This window comes from Flavobacterium tagetis, from assembly GCF_016735615.1.
GTDB lineage: Bacteria > Bacteroidota > Bacteroidia > Flavobacteriales > Flavobacteriaceae > Flavobacterium > Flavobacterium tagetis.
In genome coordinates, this window is record NZ_JAERSF010000001.1 from 1,301,879 (window position 1) to 1,321,576 (window position 19,698).

The 19,698-nt window shown below is 33.5% G+C and carries 19 protein-coding genes and 1 pseudogene; 12 read left to right on the forward strand and 8 right to left on the reverse strand.

The window, feature by feature from the left end; genetic code table 11:
• Positions 1–85: 85 nt before the first annotated feature.
• Positions 86–2,221 (reverse strand): methionine--tRNA ligase, encoded by a 2,136-nt coding sequence (metG, locus tag JI750_RS05660; RefSeq protein WP_201999327.1) that lies wholly within the window; start codon positions 2,219–2,221, stop codon positions 86–88.
• A gap of 461 nt (positions 2,222–2,682) precedes the next feature.
• Here metG and JI750_RS05665 point away from each other — a divergent pair, with 461 nt between their 5' ends.
• The 3 genes from JI750_RS05665 (at position 2,683) to JI750_RS05675 (ending at position 5,905) form a co-directional block, all read left to right on the forward strand.
• Complete coding sequence (locus JI750_RS05665; protein WP_201999328.1) at positions 2,683–4,182, forward strand: family 43 glycosylhydrolase; 1,500 nt, start codon at positions 2,683–2,685, stop codon at positions 4,180–4,182.
• 236 nt (positions 4,183–4,418) lie between these two features.
• Complete coding sequence (locus JI750_RS05670) at positions 4,419–4,646, forward strand: CDGSH iron-sulfur domain-containing protein (protein ID WP_201999329.1); 228 nt, start codon at positions 4,419–4,421, stop codon at positions 4,644–4,646.
• A gap of 131 nt (positions 4,647–4,777) precedes the next feature.
• Complete coding sequence (locus tag JI750_RS05675) at positions 4,778–5,905, forward strand: DinB family protein (protein ID WP_201999330.1); 1,128 nt, start codon at positions 4,778–4,780, stop codon at positions 5,903–5,905.
• Between the two features lie 29 nt (positions 5,906–5,934).
• Here the strand turns inward: JI750_RS05675 and JI750_RS05680 are convergent, their stop codons facing one another.
• The 6 genes from JI750_RS05680 to JI750_RS05705 form a co-directional block, all read right to left on the reverse strand.
• Positions 5,935–6,300, reverse strand: a complete 366-nt coding sequence (locus JI750_RS05680; RefSeq protein WP_201999331.1) for a DUF7716 domain-containing protein — start codon at positions 6,298–6,300, stop codon at positions 5,935–5,937.
• A gap of 84 nt (positions 6,301–6,384) precedes the next feature.
• Entirely contained in the window at positions 6,385–7,143 is a 759-nt protein-coding gene (locus JI750_RS05685) for a DUF2695 domain-containing protein (RefSeq protein WP_201999332.1), read from the reverse strand.
• Positions 7,144–7,161: 18 nt separating this feature from the next.
• A complete protein-coding gene (locus JI750_RS05690; protein WP_201999333.1) occupies positions 7,162–8,064 on the reverse strand; it encodes a PhzF family phenazine biosynthesis protein in 903 nt (300 codons plus the stop codon).
• A gap of 199 nt (positions 8,065–8,263) precedes the next feature.
• On the reverse strand, positions 8,264–8,713 hold the full coding sequence (locus JI750_RS05695) for a protease complex subunit PrcB family protein (protein WP_201999334.1): 450 nt from the start codon (positions 8,711–8,713) through the stop codon (positions 8,264–8,266).
• 188 nt (positions 8,714–8,901) lie between these two features.
• Positions 8,902–9,324, reverse strand: coding sequence for an SMI1/KNR4 family protein (locus JI750_RS05700; RefSeq protein WP_201999335.1), 423 nt, complete (start codon positions 9,322–9,324; stop codon positions 8,902–8,904).
• A gap of 10 nt (positions 9,325–9,334) precedes the next feature.
• On the reverse strand, positions 9,335–9,805 hold the full coding sequence (locus JI750_RS05705; protein ID WP_201999336.1) for a hypothetical protein: 471 nt from the start codon (positions 9,803–9,805) through the stop codon (positions 9,335–9,337).
• Between the two features lie 142 nt (positions 9,806–9,947).
• Between JI750_RS05705 and JI750_RS05710 the strand changes: the two genes are divergently transcribed.
• From JI750_RS05710 to proC, 9 genes are all read left to right on the forward strand, one after another.
• Positions 9,948–10,487 carry a DMP19 family protein gene (locus JI750_RS05710; protein WP_201999337.1) on the forward strand — a complete coding sequence of 180 codons (540 nt, stop codon included), beginning with the start codon at positions 9,948–9,950 and terminating at the stop codon, positions 10,485–10,487.
• 77 nt (positions 10,488–10,564) lie between these two features.
• A complete protein-coding gene (locus JI750_RS05715; RefSeq protein WP_201999338.1) occupies positions 10,565–11,485 on the forward strand; it encodes a hypothetical protein in 921 nt (306 codons plus the stop codon).
• 159 nt (positions 11,486–11,644) lie between these two features.
• On the forward strand, positions 11,645–12,916 hold the full coding sequence (serS, locus tag JI750_RS05720; protein ID WP_201999339.1) for a serine--tRNA ligase: 1,272 nt from the start codon (positions 11,645–11,647) through the stop codon (positions 12,914–12,916).
• A gap of 83 nt (positions 12,917–12,999) precedes the next feature.
• Positions 13,000–13,830: a prolipoprotein diacylglyceryl transferase gene (gene lgt, locus JI750_RS05725; RefSeq protein WP_201999340.1), complete on the forward strand. Its 831-nt coding sequence runs from the start codon at positions 13,000–13,002 to the stop codon at positions 13,828–13,830.
• Between the two features lie 41 nt (positions 13,831–13,871).
• Positions 13,872–15,653 carry a tetratricopeptide repeat protein gene (locus tag JI750_RS05730; protein WP_201999341.1) on the forward strand — a complete coding sequence of 594 codons (1,782 nt, stop codon included), beginning with the start codon at positions 13,872–13,874 and terminating at the stop codon, positions 15,651–15,653.
• 130 nt (positions 15,654–15,783) lie between these two features.
• Positions 15,784–16,095, forward strand: coding sequence for a DUF4286 family protein (locus JI750_RS05735; RefSeq protein ID WP_095930295.1), 312 nt, complete (start codon positions 15,784–15,786; stop codon positions 16,093–16,095).
• A 134-nt stretch (positions 16,096–16,229) separates the two neighbouring features.
• Complete coding sequence (gene rsmA / locus JI750_RS05740) at positions 16,230–17,015, forward strand: 16S rRNA (adenine(1518)-N(6)/adenine(1519)-N(6))-dimethyltransferase RsmA (RefSeq protein ID WP_201999342.1); 786 nt, start codon at positions 16,230–16,232, stop codon at positions 17,013–17,015.
• A complete protein-coding gene (gene mgtE / locus JI750_RS05745) occupies positions 16,999–18,348 on the forward strand; it encodes a magnesium transporter (protein WP_201999343.1) in 1,350 nt (449 codons plus the stop codon). The genes rsmA and mgtE overlap by 17 nt, the downstream gene beginning before the upstream one ends.
• Positions 18,349–18,459: 111 nt before the next feature.
• A complete protein-coding gene (proC, locus tag JI750_RS05750; protein WP_201999344.1) occupies positions 18,460–19,236 on the forward strand; it encodes a pyrroline-5-carboxylate reductase in 777 nt (258 codons plus the stop codon).
• A 77-nt stretch (positions 19,237–19,313) separates the two neighbouring features.
• On the opposite strand, the pseudogene JI750_RS21985 reads toward proC, so the two are convergent.
• A pseudogene (locus JI750_RS21985) lies at positions 19,314–19,571 on the reverse strand (c-type cytochrome); the annotation flags it as partial.
• Between the last annotated feature and the right edge of the window lie 127 nt (positions 19,572–19,698).

The following is a 19,698-nucleotide window of genomic DNA, read 5'->3' on the forward strand; positions in this document are numbered from 1 at the left end:
TTTTTTGGTGTATAATTTAAAAAAGAAAATTGCGTGAATCAATTAAATTTTAATCGACTCACGCAATTTATAAATATATAAATAATTAGTTTACAGTCGCTCCATTCGGTGCATCAGCATCTGGATTTACAAATACCAATTTTCCTTCGGCATTTGTTGTCATCAAGATCATTCCTTGACTTTCAACACCGCGTAATGCTCTTGGAGCAAGGTTTGCTAATACGGAAACACGTTTTCCAATAATTTCTTCTGGAGAAAAACTCTCAGCAATTCCCGAAACAATCGTGCGAACATCGATTCCTGTATCTACTTTAAGAACCAAAAGTTTGTTTGCTTTAGGCATTTTTTCAGCTTCAAGAATAGTTCCGATACGAATATCCATTTTAGCAAAATCCTCAAACTGAATTAAATCTTTCTGCGGTTCTGCTTGTTTGTTTTCGGCAAGATTAGCTGTTTTTGTTGCTTCCAATTTATTTATTTGTTTTTGTATTTCTTCGTCTTCAATTTTAGCGAAAAGCAATTCAGCTTCGCCAATTTTGTGTCCAGCCGGAATTAAATCTGAATTTTCAGAGATGTCATTCCAACCTAACGTTTTATCAAGAATGACATCTGTAGCTCCAAGATGGTTTTCTTTCAAGAATTTACTAAATCCTTTAAAGTGTTCTTTCAAGTCGCCTAAATTTAAGATTCTAGACAATTTTGCAGCAGTAAATGGCAAAAATGGTTCAGCTAAAACGCTCAATGCAGCAGCGATCTGCAACGCCACATACATTTGAGTTTTTACACGCTCTGGATTGTCTTTCATAACTTTCCAAGGCTCTTCGTCTGCTAGATATTTATTTCCTAAACGAGCCACATTCATTAATTCGCCCAAAGCTTCACGGAATCTGTAACGCTCCACTGAACTTGAAATTACAGCTGGATATGCTTTTAATTCTGCTAAAGTTTGTTCGTCAACTTCTGTAAATTCGTTTGGAGTTGGAATAACTCCGTCGTAATATTTGTTGGTTAAAACCACCACACGATTTACGAAATTTCCGAAAACGGCAACCAATTCGTTGTTATTTCTAGCTTGGAAATCTTTCCAAGTAAAGTCATTGTCTTTTGTTTCAGGAGCGTTAGATGTCAATGCATAACGTAAAACATCTTGCTTATCTGGAAACTCTTCTAAATATTCGTGCAACCAAACCGCCCAGTTTTTTGAAGTCGAAAGTTTGTTTCCTTCCAAATTCAAGAACTCATTTGCAGGAACGTTGTCTGGTAAAATATAACTTCCTTCAGCTTTAAGCATCGCTGGGAAAATGATACAGTGAAAAACAATATTGTCTTTTCCTATAAAGTGAACCAATTTGGTATCTTGATCTTTCCAATATGGTTCCCAGTCTTTTCCTTCGCGTGCTGCCCATTCTTTAGTAGAAGAAATGTAACCGATCGGTGCATCAAACCAAACATATAATTTTTTGCCTTCAGCACCTTCAACAGGAACATCAATTCCCCAATCCAAATCACGAGTTACCGCGCGAGGCTCTAATCCTGCATCGATCCAAGATTTTACTTGTCCGTAAACATTAGTTTTCCAATCGTTTTTATGACCAACTAAAATCCATTCAGTTAAGAAATCGGTATATCTGTCTAAGGGTAAAAACCAGTGTTTTGTTTCTTTAAGAATTGGAGTTTCTCCCGTAATTGTCGATTTTGGATTAATCAAATCAGTCGCGTTCAAAGTAGATCCGCATTTTTCGCATTGATCTCCGTAAGCTTCTGGATTGTCACATTTTGGACAAGTACCTACAACAAAACGATCTGCTAAAAACTGATTTGCTTTTGCATCGTACAATTGTTCTGTAACTTCTACGATAAAATCGCCTTTATCATATAATGTTCTAAAGAATTCCGAAGCAGTATCGTGATGAATTTTTGCAGAAGTTCTTGAATAATTGTTGAATGAAATTCCGAAATCTTCAAACGACTTGCGGATAATTCCATCATATTTATCAATAACTTGTTGTGGCGTAACTCCTTCTTTTTTGGCTTTCATAGAGATTGCAACCCCATGTTCATCGCTTCCGCAGATAAATGCTACATCTTTTCCTTGCAATCTTAAATATCTCGAATATATATCCGCAGGCACATAAACTCCCGCCAAGTGACCAATATGAATAGGTCCGTTGGTGTAAGGCAATGCCGCCGTGATTGTATATCTCTTTGGATTCTGTGTCATTAATATGAATTTTAGAGTGCAAAAATAAGCAATAGAATTGAGATTTTAATATTACGTGGAGAATCGAATAGAAAAAGCGAAGAGATTTGCAGAGTTTTTTTGAATTTGGTTCTCGCAAAGTCGCAGAGGTGCAAAGTTTTTGTTTTTAAGTTAAGGATCAACCATACAGTTTGTCATTTCGAGGAACGAGAAATCTCCGCGAGTAACTCCGCTCCTAAAAGAGCCAATCTTTGTCTAGCTTCTTGTAGAGATTTCTCGTTCCTCGAAATGACAAACTAGAACAGAAACTTTGCGTCTCTGCGACTTTGCGTGATTATTTCACTCCGATAAATAAAGTGCTTTGAGAGGACTTCGACTTCGCTCAGTCTGACAAACGCTTGAAAAATCATTTTTAATCCTTTTAATCTGTGGTATATTTTGCTTATAGTCTTTTTGACTATATTTGAAAAAAATATCAAAACATGAATAAAATATATCTAACCATTTTAGTATTGCTTTCTTATTACGGTTATTCTCAATCACAACCAGAAAAAAGCCTAAAACAAAATCAATATTCAAACCCAATTTTTGCGGGGGATTATCCAGACCCAAGTTTATTGCGCGACGGAAAAGATTATTATGTAGTTCATTCTTCGTTCGATTATTATCCTGGACTTTTAATTTGGCATTCGACCGATTTGATGAATTGGGAACCTGTAACCAATGCTCTTCAAAAATATGTTGGAGCCGTTTGGGCCCCTGATTTAATTAAGTACAACAACAAATACTACATTTATTTTCCTGCAAACAACACCAATTTTGTAGTAACAGCCGATTCTATAAATGGTCCGTGGAGTGAACCTGTAGATTTAAAAATCGGAAATATAGATCCAGGACATATCGCGGACGATAAAGGAAATCGATTCTTATATTTTAGTAATGGAGGTTATGTGGCTTTATCAAAAGACGGACTTTCGGTTACTAGCGAATTAAAACATGTTTATGATGGATGGAAAATTCCACGCGAATGGAGCATTGAATGTTTCTGTATGGAAGGTCCAAAATTATTCAAGCGAGGTGATTATTATTATTTGACCGTTGCTGAAGGTGGAACAGCTGGCCCAGCGACAAGCCATATGGTAATTTCGGCACGATCAAAATCTCCTTTTGGGCCTTGGGAAAACTCGCCTTATAATCCGATTGTGAGAACCAACAGCAGTTCTGAAACTTGGTGGTCAAAAGGACACAGTACCGTTTTTGAAGATGTTAATGGAAAATGGTGGATGATTTTTCACGGTTACGAAAAAGACTATTATAATTTAGGGCGCCAGACTTTATTGCAACCTGTTGAATGGACAAAAGACGGCTGGTACAAAATTCCAGATAACATTCAGACTGATAAACCGATTGCAAAACCAGTAGGAAAAACACTTCCAGAGTTTTCTTTGAGTGACGACTTTGGAGGTTCGGCCTTGAAACCGCAATGGAAATTTTATAGTGGAGTAGAAGCGTCAAGATTTAAAGTTGCTAATAACACTTTGACTATTGAAGGAAAAGGCGACGGAGTAGGAAACAGTTCGCCTCTAGTAGTTGTTCCGGGTGGACATTCGTATACGGCTGAAGTTCAAGTTGAAATTGAAGGCAACGCCATAGGCGGATTAACGCTTTTTTACGATAATAAATATTATTCTGGAATACTAGCCGATCAAAACAATATTTTGGCAAACTTGAGAGGATGGCAGTTTCCAACAGAAAAAAATACACATAACCGAAAAGTCTTTCTTCGTTTAAGGAATATCAAAAACACCGTAGATATGTTTTATAGTTTGGACGGAAAAGATTGGAAGAAAATAGAAAATTCGGTTGAGGTTTCAGGATACAATCATAATGTATTGAGCGGTTTTCTTGGACTTAGAATTGGTCTTTGTTCTATAGGAAAAGGAAGTGTGAAGTTTAAAAATTTTGTTTATAAGGCGCTTTAGTTTTTTTGCCGCTAAGACACAAAGGCACTAAGATTTTTTATCAAGAATTTAAGGTTTTTTAAATTGATTATCTGTGTTAATCAGCTTAAATCTTTTATCTGCGTGAAACAATAAAACTTTGTGCCTTTGTGTCTTCGTGGCAAAACCCCAATAAAATAGAACCAGTTTAAACTACGATTCACGCTTATAAATGACAATATATTTCGCAATCTTTGCATCCGAAAAAAACAAAATTTATGAGCAAGACTAAATTAATCATCAATAAAAATGGTTCTATCAAAATTGAAGGAGATTTTGAAATTATGGACCCAGAAGGAACACTTTACGGTTTACAAGGAAGATCTGCACTTGGTCTTTGCCGTTGCGGACATTCTGCAAACAAACCATTTTGCGATGGAGCACATAAAAACAACTTCGAACACGATTCAAAGGCTTTCGATTTGCCGCCAATGAAAACGAACTAAGAAGTTTCTCTAGTTTTAAATATTTGAAAACCGCATTCTGCCAGATGCGGTTTTTTTATGAAGTTTTTATAAAAGTAAGGTATTACTTAGAAAAACAATATTACATTTACGGCAATATTAATTTCCTAAAAATGAAAAAACTAATAATATCACTACTATTTTTATTTTTTGGCATGAGTCAGGCTCAAACTGTAAAAACCGTTTCTACAGATTGGACATCTATATCTCAGACCATTGCTGTTCAGACTTCTGTGAAGAAAAAATTTAAAGTTACTGCTTATGTAAAAGTCGAAACTACAGAACCAAAATCATGGGCAGGAGTTTGGGCTCGTGTTGATACCAAAAACGACGAAGATGGTTTTTTTGATAACATGAGAGACAGACCTGTAAAATCTAAAGAATGGAATTCATACACTGTTGAAGGTGCTATCGACAAGAATAGTAAATCTTTAAGCTTTGGAGGTTTATGTCTATTTGATGGGAAGTTTTACTTTGACAAATTTGAACTTTTTATTGAAAATGATAAAGGTGTTTATGAACCTGTGACTGTTTTAAATTCAAGTTTTGAAAGTCCGATAAGTAATGGAGATGTTCCAAAATGGATTCAAGGAATAAGTAACGATGCTATTGTTAAAGTAAAAGAATATAAAATTACTTCGGACAAATCTAGTGTCGACGGAAAAAGCAGTTTGCTTATAGAAGGAAAAGGAATAAAACCAAGATTAGAAGCAAAAATTGGAAATGTAGAAGGAGCATCTCCTAAAATTGCAGATATGATTTCTATGCTTGAAGATTTAAAAGCTCGCGTTGAGAGAACAGTAAAAAACATGAGCCAATATGAAATTGATTATCTTCATGATGCAGAAGCAAACCGAATAGGGGCTTTGGTAATGCATTTGGCAGCAGCCGAAAAATATTATCAGGTTTTTACTTTTGAAAATAGAGACTTTAATGAAGAAGAAAAGAAAATATGGGGTCCGGCATTAGATCTTGATCAGGCAGGAAGAGAAATAAAAGGACATGATATTCAGTATTATTTGGATATTTATGACCAAGTAAGAGCAAAAACAATTGAAGAATTAAAGAAAAGAGACGATGCTTGGTTTGCAGAAGTGCAAACAAGATACGATTGGACAAACCAATATTGCTGGTTTCACGTTATGGAGCATCAATCGAGTCACTTAGGTCAGATTTTGTTCCTTAAAAAAAGAATTCCGCCAGAACAGAAACAAAAATTTGAGCAAGAGCTTAAAAAGTAAAATAAAAAGCGACATTTTAATGTCGCTTTTTATTTAATATCTAAGAAATTATCATATTCGCTATAATAATTTAAACATTCTACTAACTGTAAGATGCTTAAATTTGCATTTTGCGATGTAGCCAAATCTATGACATCCTGAAAATTATCAGATGAATAAGAAAACCAATAATTCATTTCTTTAACTATGTCAGGATAAATTTCATGGTCATCATCATCAATTTCAACAGTGTTTCCTATATAAATAATCATTTCAGGAAAAAGTGAATCTTCATTCTTTGGAGCATAAATATCATAGTAATATTCAGGATTATAATTTGTAGAGCGATCTTTCTTAGTTTGAACAAATTTTATAAAATCACTTAGAATCCATGTTTTGTTTTTAAAATCGGACATAACTTAAATATTTTAAACTGCATTATGTTAAATGCGGTTTTTTATTGAGTATATTAAATAGAGAGATGAATGTAGGTTTTTAATTTAAAGAATACTGCTGAGTAATTTTTCAAGTTCCTTAATATCACCTTTATGTCTACTTAATTCAGTGTTCATTTTTAATAACCAGCTTGAATTTTTTTTATTCGCACACCAAACTTTAACAGGAGTCCAATCTTTAGTTTTTGCAATAAATACTGTATAGTCGCCTAATTTAAGACGCTCTACAGTTAAGTTTTCAAGATTATAATTTAGATTGGTTTCATCTATCCAAAGATTTATCCAATGTTCGTCATTATCATTTTCAAATAATGAGAAGTGCGTGTGCAAATTAACTGTACAGTTATTGTTTTTCCCGAATTGAAAAAAGTATTCTTTGCTATTTGTAGCTGTTGTTTCTATTAGGTTCCATGGTGAAGGAACTCTTTCGATACAGAACCCAAAATCAGTTTCCAAGCTATTGATTTTTTGTTTGCTGACCTCTTTTTTAGGGGTAGTATTAATTTTAGGAGGATTGAGATAATCAAACAAATCTTCAACATTTGCTAAAATTTCACAATCACAATAACCGCCATTTTTGGCTAACCATTCTATAACTTCAATTACATTTAAAATACCATTTTTTTGTAAAAATGTTTCTGTTATCAATGAAGTATGATTACAACCATATATTATTAATTCGTTATCTAAATAATCGAATAATTTTGGAAATATGTTTTCATCAAAAGGAAGACTTTGTCTAAACTCGATTAGTTTTTCTTTATAGAGTTTATCCAATATCTCTTTTCGCTTTTTCTTGTCCATAAATAGCAAATATAATATTTATATATAAAGTTCGCCTTTCATAGTAATGATAGAAGAACCTCCTACCAAAATATCTTCTTCACGATTCATAACTTCAATGATCGATGCCTGTTTTAATTTTACACCTTGAAGAATTTTATACTCTTTGTCGGATTTAGTAAACTTTTTTTGCGTTAAAAAACCAATTAATGGGCCCGCAGCTGTCCCTGTTGCAGGATCTTCATTTATTCCGATTATAGGATTAAAAAATCTAGTTTCGACTATATGGTCCTGACCTTCATCAGCTGGAGCAAAACAATAAAAACCTTCAAAATTATATTCTTTTGAGATTTGAATTAAAAGCTGGCTATCTGGAACAAAACTGTTCAATATTTCACTATTTTTTATAGGAACCATTGTATGCGCAACTTCTGTTTTAACTATTGTCGGAACAAAAGAATTTACATCTAAATCTTCAATCTTTAAGCCTAGAGCCACTGCAATTCTATATGTTGGGATTTCTTGTTTAATGACTGCCGATTTTTGATGCATTTGAACGACTGGATCAAGAGTAACTGGATCAAGACTTACCGTTACAGGAATTGCCGAGTGGTTCATAATTACAAAAGGCTCACTTTCGTTCTGCTCATCAAAAATAGAAATTCCTTTTAGCAAAGCGCCGCAGACCGCACCCAATAAATTATGGCCTGCACCGTCTATTTCAATTCCAGTTGGTGTAAAGGAGCGAACAACAAGTGCTTTTTCTCTTGTAGAATAATAAACAAAAGAAGTTTCAGAATAGCCAAATTCTTTAGAAATATCTTGATAGGTCTTTAATTTTAGATTTCCATCTGTAAAAACAACAGAAAGCGGATTGCCTCTGTAGCTTTCGTTTGAGAATACGTCTAAAACGTAATATTCTAATGCTTTTCTTCCGTTCATATTTTTCTATTTTCCCCTAAATTGATTATGAATGCAATAAAATTACGTTTTATTCTTGTATTTCATAGACATGTTTGTGTTTTCAGAGTTATTTTAAGTTGCTTATAGATTAAACTAAAATAAATTGCCTCCTGATTTAGCAGGAGGCAATTCAAGAAATATTTTTAAAAAATCTGGAAGATATTTTCCTTAAACAGATTTATTGCTCAAAAATAACTTTTTTGTCTGTTTTATCGGTTTTGATAATGTCGTAGGGTCTTGATAGTTTTAAAGTGCTATTCCCGTTTTTTAGTTTTTCGACTTTTACAATTATAGTATTTCGATTTTCGGTAATTTCAACAATATCTATAGAGTGTCCTTCGGTGTTTTGGGTTTTGTCGATAACGGCAATGACTTGATATTTACTGAAATCAATATTGATTTCTTTAAAATCTTTGGACAAATCGTTAGAAACATTCATCTCTGTAATTAATTTATCCCAAGCTTTTTCGTCTTTAATAATTAAATGTCTTGGAGCAAGACTTTCATCATTAGGAAAAGAATCTCCTTTAGCTATTAACGAATATTGCACATCAGAATTTGGTAAATCATCATTCTCGCAACTTGTTAAAGCTAGCAAAATGCTAAATATTAGGATAATCCTTTTCATGGTTTTGGTTTTGGTTGCAAAGACTTTTTGCATAAAGCCTTCTCTATATAAACAGATGCATTTGTGTTCAAATAGTTGCGTAAAAGGTATTTAGTTTTATTAGCATCTTTATATTAGATAAAGATAACGCTAATTTTGATGAAAGATTGTGCTCAATAGCAAATAAATATGATGCAAAAGGTTTTATTTTATTTAATACCATTCTCATCCATTAACATTTGTTCTCTTATATAAGTTTGAAACGACTTATTTGTGTAATAAAGTTCTCCGCTTTCATGCCAAAATTCAACCACTTTTCCATCATTTTGGTTAAAGTCAAAACCAGAAAAATCACCGCAGAAATTATCTCCGAAAAACCAAACATTCGATTTCAATTCATAGTGATCCTCTAAACCTAAGTCTTCTAAATCAAATAGTGAAGCAGTGACATTAAACTGAGATTTTCTAAAACTTCCTGAACCAATTTTTTTTAAATAAATAAGATAATCTTGAGGTAGTTTCGGAAACTCTGAAAGAAGATTTTTAATTTGATCCTCAGTTAAAAGTGTTCTGTTGTTGTCTGTTTCAACTTTTTTGAGGAATTCTATTTCTAAAGTGTAGTTTGTTGGCATAATTTATTCTTCAAGTTCTTTCCAGCAAATATCTATTTCGTTGTACTGCTTTTTCTAATTTTGGTAGTTCGTTGGTAATCCAATCTTGACTTTCTTTGCTTAGGAAGTATCGATTCTCGCTTAGTTTGTACTCCATCGCTCTATTAATTGTGCCTATCATTTCTTCAGCATCCGAAGTGCCATTTGCAAAATTAGGACCTATTAAATATTTTAAAATTTCTTTTTCATATTTAGGTTTATAGTAAAGAATATGACTTACTATTGGAAAAAAGAAGTAAAAATAATCGGTAGGGTTTGATGGATATCTTATTTTTAGTAGCTCTTTTATTAATGTGTCAGATTCTAAATCCGAAGTTTTAACGTTTAGTTTTTTTAAAAGATTAAAACAAATTTTTTCGGTTCTTTTTAAATAGAAGAAAGTCTTTTCAAAATCGGCAATATTATTTTTTCTTAATGAACTTAAGAAAGTTAAAATTTTCATTTTTATAATTAATTAAAAAAGTCTACTGCAAAGATAGTAATGCTTTTCTTTCTTTTTGTTGTTTTCAGATTCATGAAAATATTGCAAGCTAATATGAATATTTTATCCGAAATTTGCCATAACTTCTTAAAACTAATCTCAAATGGAATTCGGTAAAATCATTATTTCAGAAACGGCGGCAAACAGCGAAAATCCTCAAGACATTGTAAATTCGAATATTTCAGTAATCAATTTAATGCGCGAAGAAAAAATAGACGACGATTTGATTCATGAAGATGCTTTAATGAGTTACTATTTAGATTTTTATGCTTCAAAATATGCCGAAGGAAATTTTTCGAAGTTCGTTTATGATTCCGGTTGGAACAAAGAATTAAACGAATTAATTGAAGAAGGTTTGGCTTTGATTGGCGCAGAGAAACATTTGGAATTTTTTAAAGAACAATGCCGTAAACTTCGTTTGCAGAGTAATATCAAATTAGGGAAATTTCTAAAAGAAAAATATGATGCTCCAAACGCTTTTAAAAATTTGCTGAATAATAATGGTTATTTTGAGTTGGATGAAAATCTGGCTGAATTGAATGCCGCATTTTTAAAATCGCATCCCGATACAGAAGTGCTTTCGGTTGAAGAAATGTTTAAAACACTGGAAGAGTTTGTAGGTCACGAAATTAAGAGAGATTAAGTTTTTATTTTTTTGCTGTGGTTTGTAAGAAAATTATATATTTGGAATGCCCTAAAAATTCTAACAAATCTAAGCCTATGAAAAAAACGATTCTTTTAAGTGCCGTTTTTATGTTTTTGTTTTCCTGCGGGAAGAATGAAAAAGTTAAAAACGATGCCGAAATTCAGTATCAGGAACTGCTTTCAGAAACACAAGCACATCTTGGTCAAAATAAAAAGCCACTGAGAAAACTCATTTTTAAAAATCTTGATGAGATAGAAGATTCTAAAGAAATGAATCTAGATCTGCTCTTGAAAGTGGCATCAAACTTAAAAATAAAATATTCAGATATTAAAATTGCCGAATCGAGTTCGATCAATTACGATGATCAAACGACTTTTTTTGTCCTGACAACGGTATCACACGATAAAAAAGCATTCCGATCAAGTGATGATGAAGAATTGGGGAATTATTTTCAGCGAAAATATCTCTTTGTAAATCGTGAAAATGGAAGCATAATAGCCGAGGAGTTTGATGAGAATCTAGGTTATTACGATAATGAAGCCATTCAGTTTTCGAAATCGCATATTTTGAAAGATTTGGTTTTTTTAAACGAAACGACTCCAGCAATTGCTTTTTATACCGAAGCCAATGCCAGCAGCCGAATTGTATTGTATTCTGAACAAAAATTTACGCTTGTTACTTTGGTAGAAAACGAAATTAAAAAGGTTTTATACGAATACCCGATTCGATTGACTAATGGTGATTCTAACGGAAGTGGCACTTTTCAAATTGAAACTTTAGAAACAGGCATGAGTTTTTCTAATGATAAAACAAACGGTTATTTTGACTTGATCATAACCAAAAATTTTTCTTATGAAGAAGCCGTAGAAAATGATTTAGAAAATGGTATCAAAGAAAAAAGTGACTTGAAAATTAAAAAAGAATTAGAAAAAATTAAGTATAACGGAAGAGAATACGCTTTTCACAGAGATGACAGGCTTCGTTTTTTGGAATAAAATTCAAAAATAATCAAATAACATCAAGAGCACTTTTACGGTGCTTTTGCTGTTTATAGGAGATTTCGGTTTTACTGCAAAACTTTGACCTAATGTTAACAAACATTTCCTTAAATTTGCTTCCGTTATAAAAAATACAATAGTTATAAAAATCAAGCTATGTTACAAATTGCATTTATTAGAGAAAATCAAGAGAAAGTAATCAAAGCTTTAGCAAAACGAAATATCGATGCTAAAAGCGTTGTTGAAGAGGTGGTTCAATTAGACGAAAATCGTCGTGCTGCACAGGTGGAATTAGACAATACTTTATCAGAATCTAATAAATTGTCCAAAGATATTGGTGAATTGATGAAAGCTGGCGAGAAAGCTAAAGCAGCAATCTTAAAAGAAAAAACCGTTTCACTAAAAGAAAAAAGTAAAGAACTGAGCGAAAAAGCAGAAGCTTTGGCTGTTGAGTTAACCAATAAATTATACACTTTACCAAACCTTCCAGCAGATATTGTTCCTGAAGGAAAATCGGCAGACGATAACTTGAATGTTTTTCAAGAGGGAGATATTCCAGTTTTACACGAAGGTGCACAGCCACACTGGGAACTGGTAAAGAAATATGATATCATCGATTTCGAATTGGGAGTAAAAATTACTGGAGCAGGATTTCCTGTTTATAAAGGAAAAGGAGCTCGTTTACAGCGTGCTTTAATCAATTACTTTTTAGACAAAAACACAGCTGCAGGATACAATGAAGTCCAAGTTCCTCATTTGGTAAATGAAGCTTCAGGATACGGAACAGGACAATTGCCAGACAAAGAAGGACAAATGTATCATGCTGGATTAGACGATTTATATCTGATTCCAACGGCTGAGGTTCCTGTTACGAATTTATTCCGTGACGTTATTTTGAACGAAAGCGAATTGCCAGTTTTACAAACAGCATACACCCCATGTTTCCGTCGTGAAGCAGGTTCTTACGGAGCACACGTTCGCGGATTAAATCGTTTGCACCAATTTGATAAAGTAGAAATCGTTCGCATCGAGCATCCAGACAATTCTTATGCAGCATTGGATGGAATGGTAGAGCACGTAAAAAACATTCTTCAGGAATTGAAATTGCCTTATAGAATTTTACGTCTTTGCGGTGGCGATATGGGATTCACTTCTGCTTTAACTTACGATTTTGAAGTGTTTTCTACAGCACAAGATCGTTGGTTAGAGATTAGTTCTGTTTCTAACTTTGAAACTTTCCAAGCAAACCGTTTGAAATTACGTTTTAAAGACAAAGACGGAAAAAACCAATTGGCACACACACTTAACGGAAGCTCATTAGCGCTTCCACGTGTTTTGGCTGGAATTATTGAAAATTACCAAACTCCAGAAGGAATCGTAATACCAGAAGTTTTACGTCCTTACTGTGGATTTGATATTATAAACTAAAAAAAATAGTTTTTAAGATACAAACCTAACAGACTTTAAAACCTGTTAGGTTTTCTTAATTTATAGGAATTAAAAAACGGAGTATGATGAATGGAATTTTAAACTGGAACGTAGACCCTGTTATTTTCTGGATTACTGATAGTTTTCCTTTAAAATATTACGGAGCTCTTTTTGCCTGCGGACTTCTTTTGGGCTTTTATATTGTTAGAAATATTTATAAGAAAGAGAATCTTTCGCTAGACAATCTCGATAGTTTATTGATTTATGTAATAGTTGGAACCGTTTTGGGTGCGAGACTTGGACATTGTTTCTTTTACGAACCAGAGTATTTCTTCAAACATCCGATAGAAATTCTTTTACCAATTCAGAAAATAAAAGGAGCTTATCAATTTGTAGGTTATCAAGGTTTGGCAAGTCACGGAGGTTCTATTGGAGTTCTTACCGCAATGATTTTATATTGCCGAAAATACAAAGTGCAATTTTTAGGACTTTTAGATAAAATGGCTGTTGCAGTTCCTGTAACGGGTACATTTATCAGATTAGGGAATTTTATGAATTCTGAAATCTATGGCAAACCAACTAATGGAAATTGGGGAGTAGTTTTTCAAAGAGACGATTTGATTCCGAGGCATCCAACACAATTGTATGAAGCATTTGCTTACTTGCTGATTTTCGGAATTCTGTTTTATATGTATAAATCAGAAAAAATTAGAAACGCACAAGGATTAATCTTTGGAACTTTCTTAACTTTATTATTTACAGCTCGTTTTATAATTGAATTTTTTAAAGAAAATCAAGAAGCTTTTGAAAATAATATGCTGATTAATATGGGACAGATTTTAAGTATTCCATTTATTTTAATTGGTTTAGCTCTGATTTTTTGGAAAACTAAAAAAGTTCCAGTTTTACAGTAACTGACTTAAAACTGCAACTGAAAACTAAAAAAAACTGCAATATGAGAAACATGTTGATTTGTATTGTTTTGTTGTGTTCTGGTTTTGCGTTTGCACAAAACGAACAGCTGGCACAATATTATTACGATAAAGGTGATTTCGAAAAGGCAAAAATCAGTTATGAAGAGCTTTTGAGAGGTGCACCATCCAATACGCAGTATTTTTTAAGAACAGTCGATTGCTATCAGCAGTTACAGCAGTTTGCAAACGCAGAAAAAGCAATTCAAGATCGTTACAATAGATATAAACAAGGTGTTTTCTTGGTTGAATTAGGATATAATTTCCAATTGCAGAAAAACGATTCAAAAGCTAAAAATTATTACGAGCAAGCAATCGAAAAAATAAAGGTCAATCCAAACGATGTTTATGGAATTGCGAGTTCGTTTGAGAAAAAAGTATTGCTAGAATATGCTTTAAAAGCGTATCAGACCGCAATGCAGGTTCAGCCAAATTTCAATTTTAATTTTCAAATCGGAATGCTGTATGGGCAGTTGGGTAAAACCGATTTAATGATTGATTTATTATTAACGGAATCTTTCACAAATCCGCAAAATACCAATTTGATTCAGACACAATTGTCGCGATTCATGAATGGCGAAACCGATAATACTGCTTTTAAAGATGCAATGCGAAAAGCATTAATCTTAAGAACTCAAAAAGATCAAGACGTTTTCTGGAATCATTATTTAAGCTGGTTTTATGTACAGCAGAAAGAATTCGGGAAAGCATTTATTCAAGAAAAAGCTATTTACAAACGTGAACCAGAATCGTTGATGAGCATTGTCAACTTGAGTCAGTTTGCAATGAATGAAGGAGATGATGATACGGCAGAAGAAATTCTGAACTTCATTCTTCAAAACACTAAAGATTTAAGTTTGCTTATTCAGTCAAATGCCTATTTAATGCAGATTAAGATCGATAAAGCTCAGGAAAAAGATTATCCAGTTATCAATCAAGAATTGCAACAATTGTTGGCGACTTACGAAATCAGTCCTTTTACCTTATCTTTGCAAATCATTCAAGCCCATTTTCTAGCTTTTAATTTGAAAAAGACAGAAGAAGGAAAGGCTGTTATCAAAAAAGCTTTAGAACTGAATTTAAACGAATATCAAAAAGCCGATGCCAAAATGGAACTGGCTGATATTTTGCTTTTAGAAGAAAAGTACAATCAGGCGCTGATTTACTATTCGCAGATTCAATTAGATTTAAAGAATGATGTAATGGCTCACGAAGCAAGTTTGAAAGCAGCCAAAACGAGTTATTATAAAGGCGATTTTGAATGGGCCAATAAACAATTCAAAGAATTAAAAGCGGCAAATACGCAGTTAATCGCCAATGATGCTTTAGAATATTTTCTTTTAATTAATGATAATACAGCAGCTGATTCGACACAAGTCGCTTTGAAAGCATTTGCAAAAGGAGATTTTTTAATCTATCAGAATAAAAAGCAGGAAGCGATTACACAGTTTCAGAATATTTTAAAGACTTATAAAGGTCAAGAAATTGAAGCGGTGACGTTATTGCGTTTAGGAAAAGTTTACGAAAGTCAGAAAGATTTTGCTTCGGCTTTAAGCCAATATCAGCAGATTATCGATAATCATAGTGACGGAATTTATGTTGATGAAGCACTGTTCTTCTCAGCTGAAATCTATAATGATGAGCTGAAAGATGTAGAAAAAGCAAAACCGTTATATGAAAAGGTAATTTTTAATCATCAAGACAGTATTTACTTTGTTGATGCGAGAAAAAAATACCGCGAGTTAAGAGGGGATAAGAATTTATAAATTCCAATATTTTAAATTCCAAATTCCATAGAGAAAGAATTAATAATGAGATTGTTTTGAGTTTCGAGAAAAACCTCAGAACCTCAGTCCCGATAGCTATCGGGATAGCATCTCAGAACCTTAGAAAAAAATGATTATTTACAACGTTACCACAAACATACACGAAAGCGTTCATGACCAATGGTTAAAATGGATGCAGGAAAAACACATACCAGAAATTCTGGCTACTAATAAATTTTCTTCAGCACGAATTGTAAAAGTTCTGGTTGAAGAAGAAATGGGTGGAATTACTTATTCTGTGCAATACATAACAGACAGTAAAGAAACTCTGGAGAAGTTTTATATCGAAGATGAACCAGAATTTCATAGAGAAGCATTAGGGTTATTTGCTGATAAAATGCTTTCTTTCAGAACAGAATTGGAGGTTGTTTCAGAGCACTAATTTTGTAGTGTTCAGCTTTCAGTAATTAGTATTCAGTCAAAAGGAATTAAATCTTTGTGTCTTTGTCCCGATAGTTATCGGGATTGTGGCAAAAAAAGAATACTTTTGCAGCCTCGTGGCAAACAAGAAATGAAATGGAAAAAGTAAAAGCAAAAAAACATTTAGGACAGCACTTTCTGAAAGATGAAAGTATCGCAAAAGCCATTGCAGATACTTTGACTTTTAATGGGTATGATGAGGTTTTAGAAATAGGGCCAGGAATGGGTGTGCTTACTAAATATTTACTTGAAAAGCCAATTACTACACACGTTATTGAAATCGATACCGAATCTGTAGCGTATTTGGATGCCAATTATCCAAAATTAAAAGATAAGATTATCTCTCAGGATTTCCTGAAATATAATATAAATGAAGTTTACCAAGATAAACAGTTTGCCATAATAGGCAACTTTCCGTATAATATTTCTTCTCAGATTGTTTTTAGGACATTAGAACTTAGAGACCAGATTCCGGAATTTTCTGGAATGTTCCAAAAAGAAGTAGCCGAGCGTATCTGCGAAAAGAAAGGCTCAAAAACATACGGAATATTATCAGTTTTAGCTCAGGCTTTCTATGATACAGAGTATCTGTTTACGGTTAATGAAAACGTTTTTATTCCTCCGCCCAAGGTGAAATCGGGTGTGATGAGAATGACCCGAAAGGAAGATTATAGCCTTCCTTGCAGCGAAAAGTTGTTTTTTACAGTAGTAAAAACTGCTTTTCAGCAGAGACGAAAAACATTACGTAACAGTTTGAAAACATTAAATTTATCAGACAATTTGCGAGAAGACACTATCTTTGATAAACGTCCAGAGCAACTTAGCGTTGATGAATTTATTGAACTAACTCAAAAAATAGAAACCGATGGAGTTCAAAGTTAGTAAAGAATTTATACACCAGTTAGAAGAGCTAATCATCAATAAAAACGACAACGAACTTGAAGTTTTATTGAATGATTTGCACCACGCCGATATCGCCGAAATCTTAGATGAATTAGACTTTGATGAGGCGACTTATATCTTTAAGGTTTTAGATAGTGATAAAACCGCCGAAATTCTTCTGGAATTAGAAGAGGATCTGCGTGAAAATATCTTAAGCCGACTTTCACCAAAGGAAATTGCAGAAGAGCTTGATGAGCTTGAAACAAATGACGCTGCCGACATTATCGCCGAACTTTCGCAAGAAATTAAAGCGGAAGTAATCTCTGAGCTTGTCGATGTTGAACACGCCAAAGATATTGTTGATCTTTTGCGTTACGACGAAAACACGGCTGGTGGTTTGATGGGAAAAGAGCTTGTAAAGGTGAATGAAAACTGGAACGTTTTGACCTGCGTTAAAGAAATGAGAATCCAAGCAGAAAATGTTTCGAGAGTACATTCTATTTATGTAGTTGATGATGAAAATAGACTAAAAGGAAGACTTTCTCTTAAAGATTTACTGACTTCTTCGACCAAAACTCAAATTGGTGACGTTTATATCCGAAAATTAAATTTTGTAAAGGTAGATACTGAAGATGTTGAGGTGGCTCGTATCATGCAGAAATATGACTTAGAGGCAATTCCGGTTGTTGATGAATTAGGACGATTAGTCGGAAGAATTACAATCGATGATATCGTAGACGTAATCAAGGAAGAAGCCGACAAAGATTACCAGTTAGCAGCGGGTATTACACAAGACGTTGAATCGAATGACAGCGTTTACGAATTGACCAAAGCACGCTTGCCTTGGCTTTTGATCGGAATGGTAATCGAAATTGTAGCGTCTTTTGTTTTGAAAGGCAACGAAGCAACTTTCCAAAAATATTCTACATTAATCATATTTGTGCCTTTACTTTCTGCAACTGCAGGTAATATTGGCGTTCAGGCTTCGGCAATCGTTGTACAAGGTTTGGCAAATGGAACACTGAAAGATTTTAGCCGCGGATATTTTACTAAAGAAATTACCGTTTCTATGATATCAGGAACTATTATTTCGTTGCTTTTATTAGGATATCATTCTATCATGTATCAACAGTATTTGGTGGGATTTGCAATTTCTATTTCTATGATTGTTGTCATTCTTTTTGCAGCAACTTTAGGAACATTAGTCCCTCTTTTCCTGAATAAAAATAAGATTGACCCCGCAATTGCTACTGGTCCGTTTATTACTACAACCAACGATGTGTTTGGAATTATGCTCTACTTTGGAGTAGCTAACTTGATTCTAGGATTCTAGATTTTTGCCACAAATTAGTTTATTGCAGTGATTTAAGATCTCTAAAATCTGCGTAATTTGTACGCGGAAAAAAGCTATTTATCAACCAGAAATAAATTAAATCCAACCAAGATGAAAGTACACATTATTGGAGGAGGAAACCTTGGGGTTTCTATTGCCTTGGGAATTGCCAAATTCTCGAAAAACAACCAAGTTACCGTCACAAGAAGAAACATTGCAAGTATTCAATATTTGTCGGAATACGGAATTACTGTTTCTAACGATAATAAACACAACATCGAAGAAGCTGATGTTGTAATTTTAACTATAAAGCCTTATCAGGTTGACACTGTTTTAGCTGAAATTCTGCCTGTTATTAAAAATAAAACTATTGCTTCAGCAGTAAGCGGATTGTCTTTGGACGTGTTTCAAACTAAAACAAACTACGAATATCCAGTTGTACGTATTATGCCAAATATTGCAGCGCAATTTGGAGAATCGGCTACTTGTATTTCTTTCCCAGAAAAATACAAAGAAAATGCTACGCCAATTGTTGATTTATTCCAGGATTTAGGAACAGCTCCTGTAATCGATGAAAAATTAATGGATGCGGCAACTGTTTTAGGTGCTTGCGGAACAGCATATGCTTTGCGTTATATTCGTGCTTCTATGCAAGCAGGAATCGAAATTGGATTTGATTCTAATACCGCTTTAGCAATTGCAGCTCAAACGGTAAAGGGAGCAGCTAAAATGCTTTTAGAAGAACGAGTGCATCCAGAACAACTAATCGATCGTGTAACAACGCCGCAAGGCTGTACAATTGTTGGTTTAAATGAAATGGAGCATAATGGTTTCAGTTCATCATTGATTAAAGGAATCAAAACCTCTTTGAAACAAATCAAAGGTTAGATTTTTAAAGAAATTCCAATATTTAAATTCCAAATTCCAATTTTCAAACTGGAGTTTGGAATTTTTTGTTTTGAGGTTCAATATCTTACTCGTGAACAATAATCAATTAAGTCTAAAAGATTTTCTTCATTGAGAACATCTTTAAATGTTGCTCTGTGATAATCAATTCCTAAATTCTCAATTTTAGTACTGTCGATTTTATGGTTTTTCCTTAGCATCCATTTGACGAAAACCAATGAGTCTAAATTTCTAAGTGCAGGCCCTGTACTTTCGGAGTCTAGTTTATGGCAAGCGGCACAATTGGAGTTAAAAATCTCTTTTCCTTTGTAAGCATTTCCTGTTAATTCAAAAGCTTGGGTTCCGCAAAATGAAACGGGTATTTGAGGATGTAAGTCAGGGCGTGAAGGATTGTATTTTATTTGATAAAAGATAATACCAATAAGTAATATTATAAGTGATATT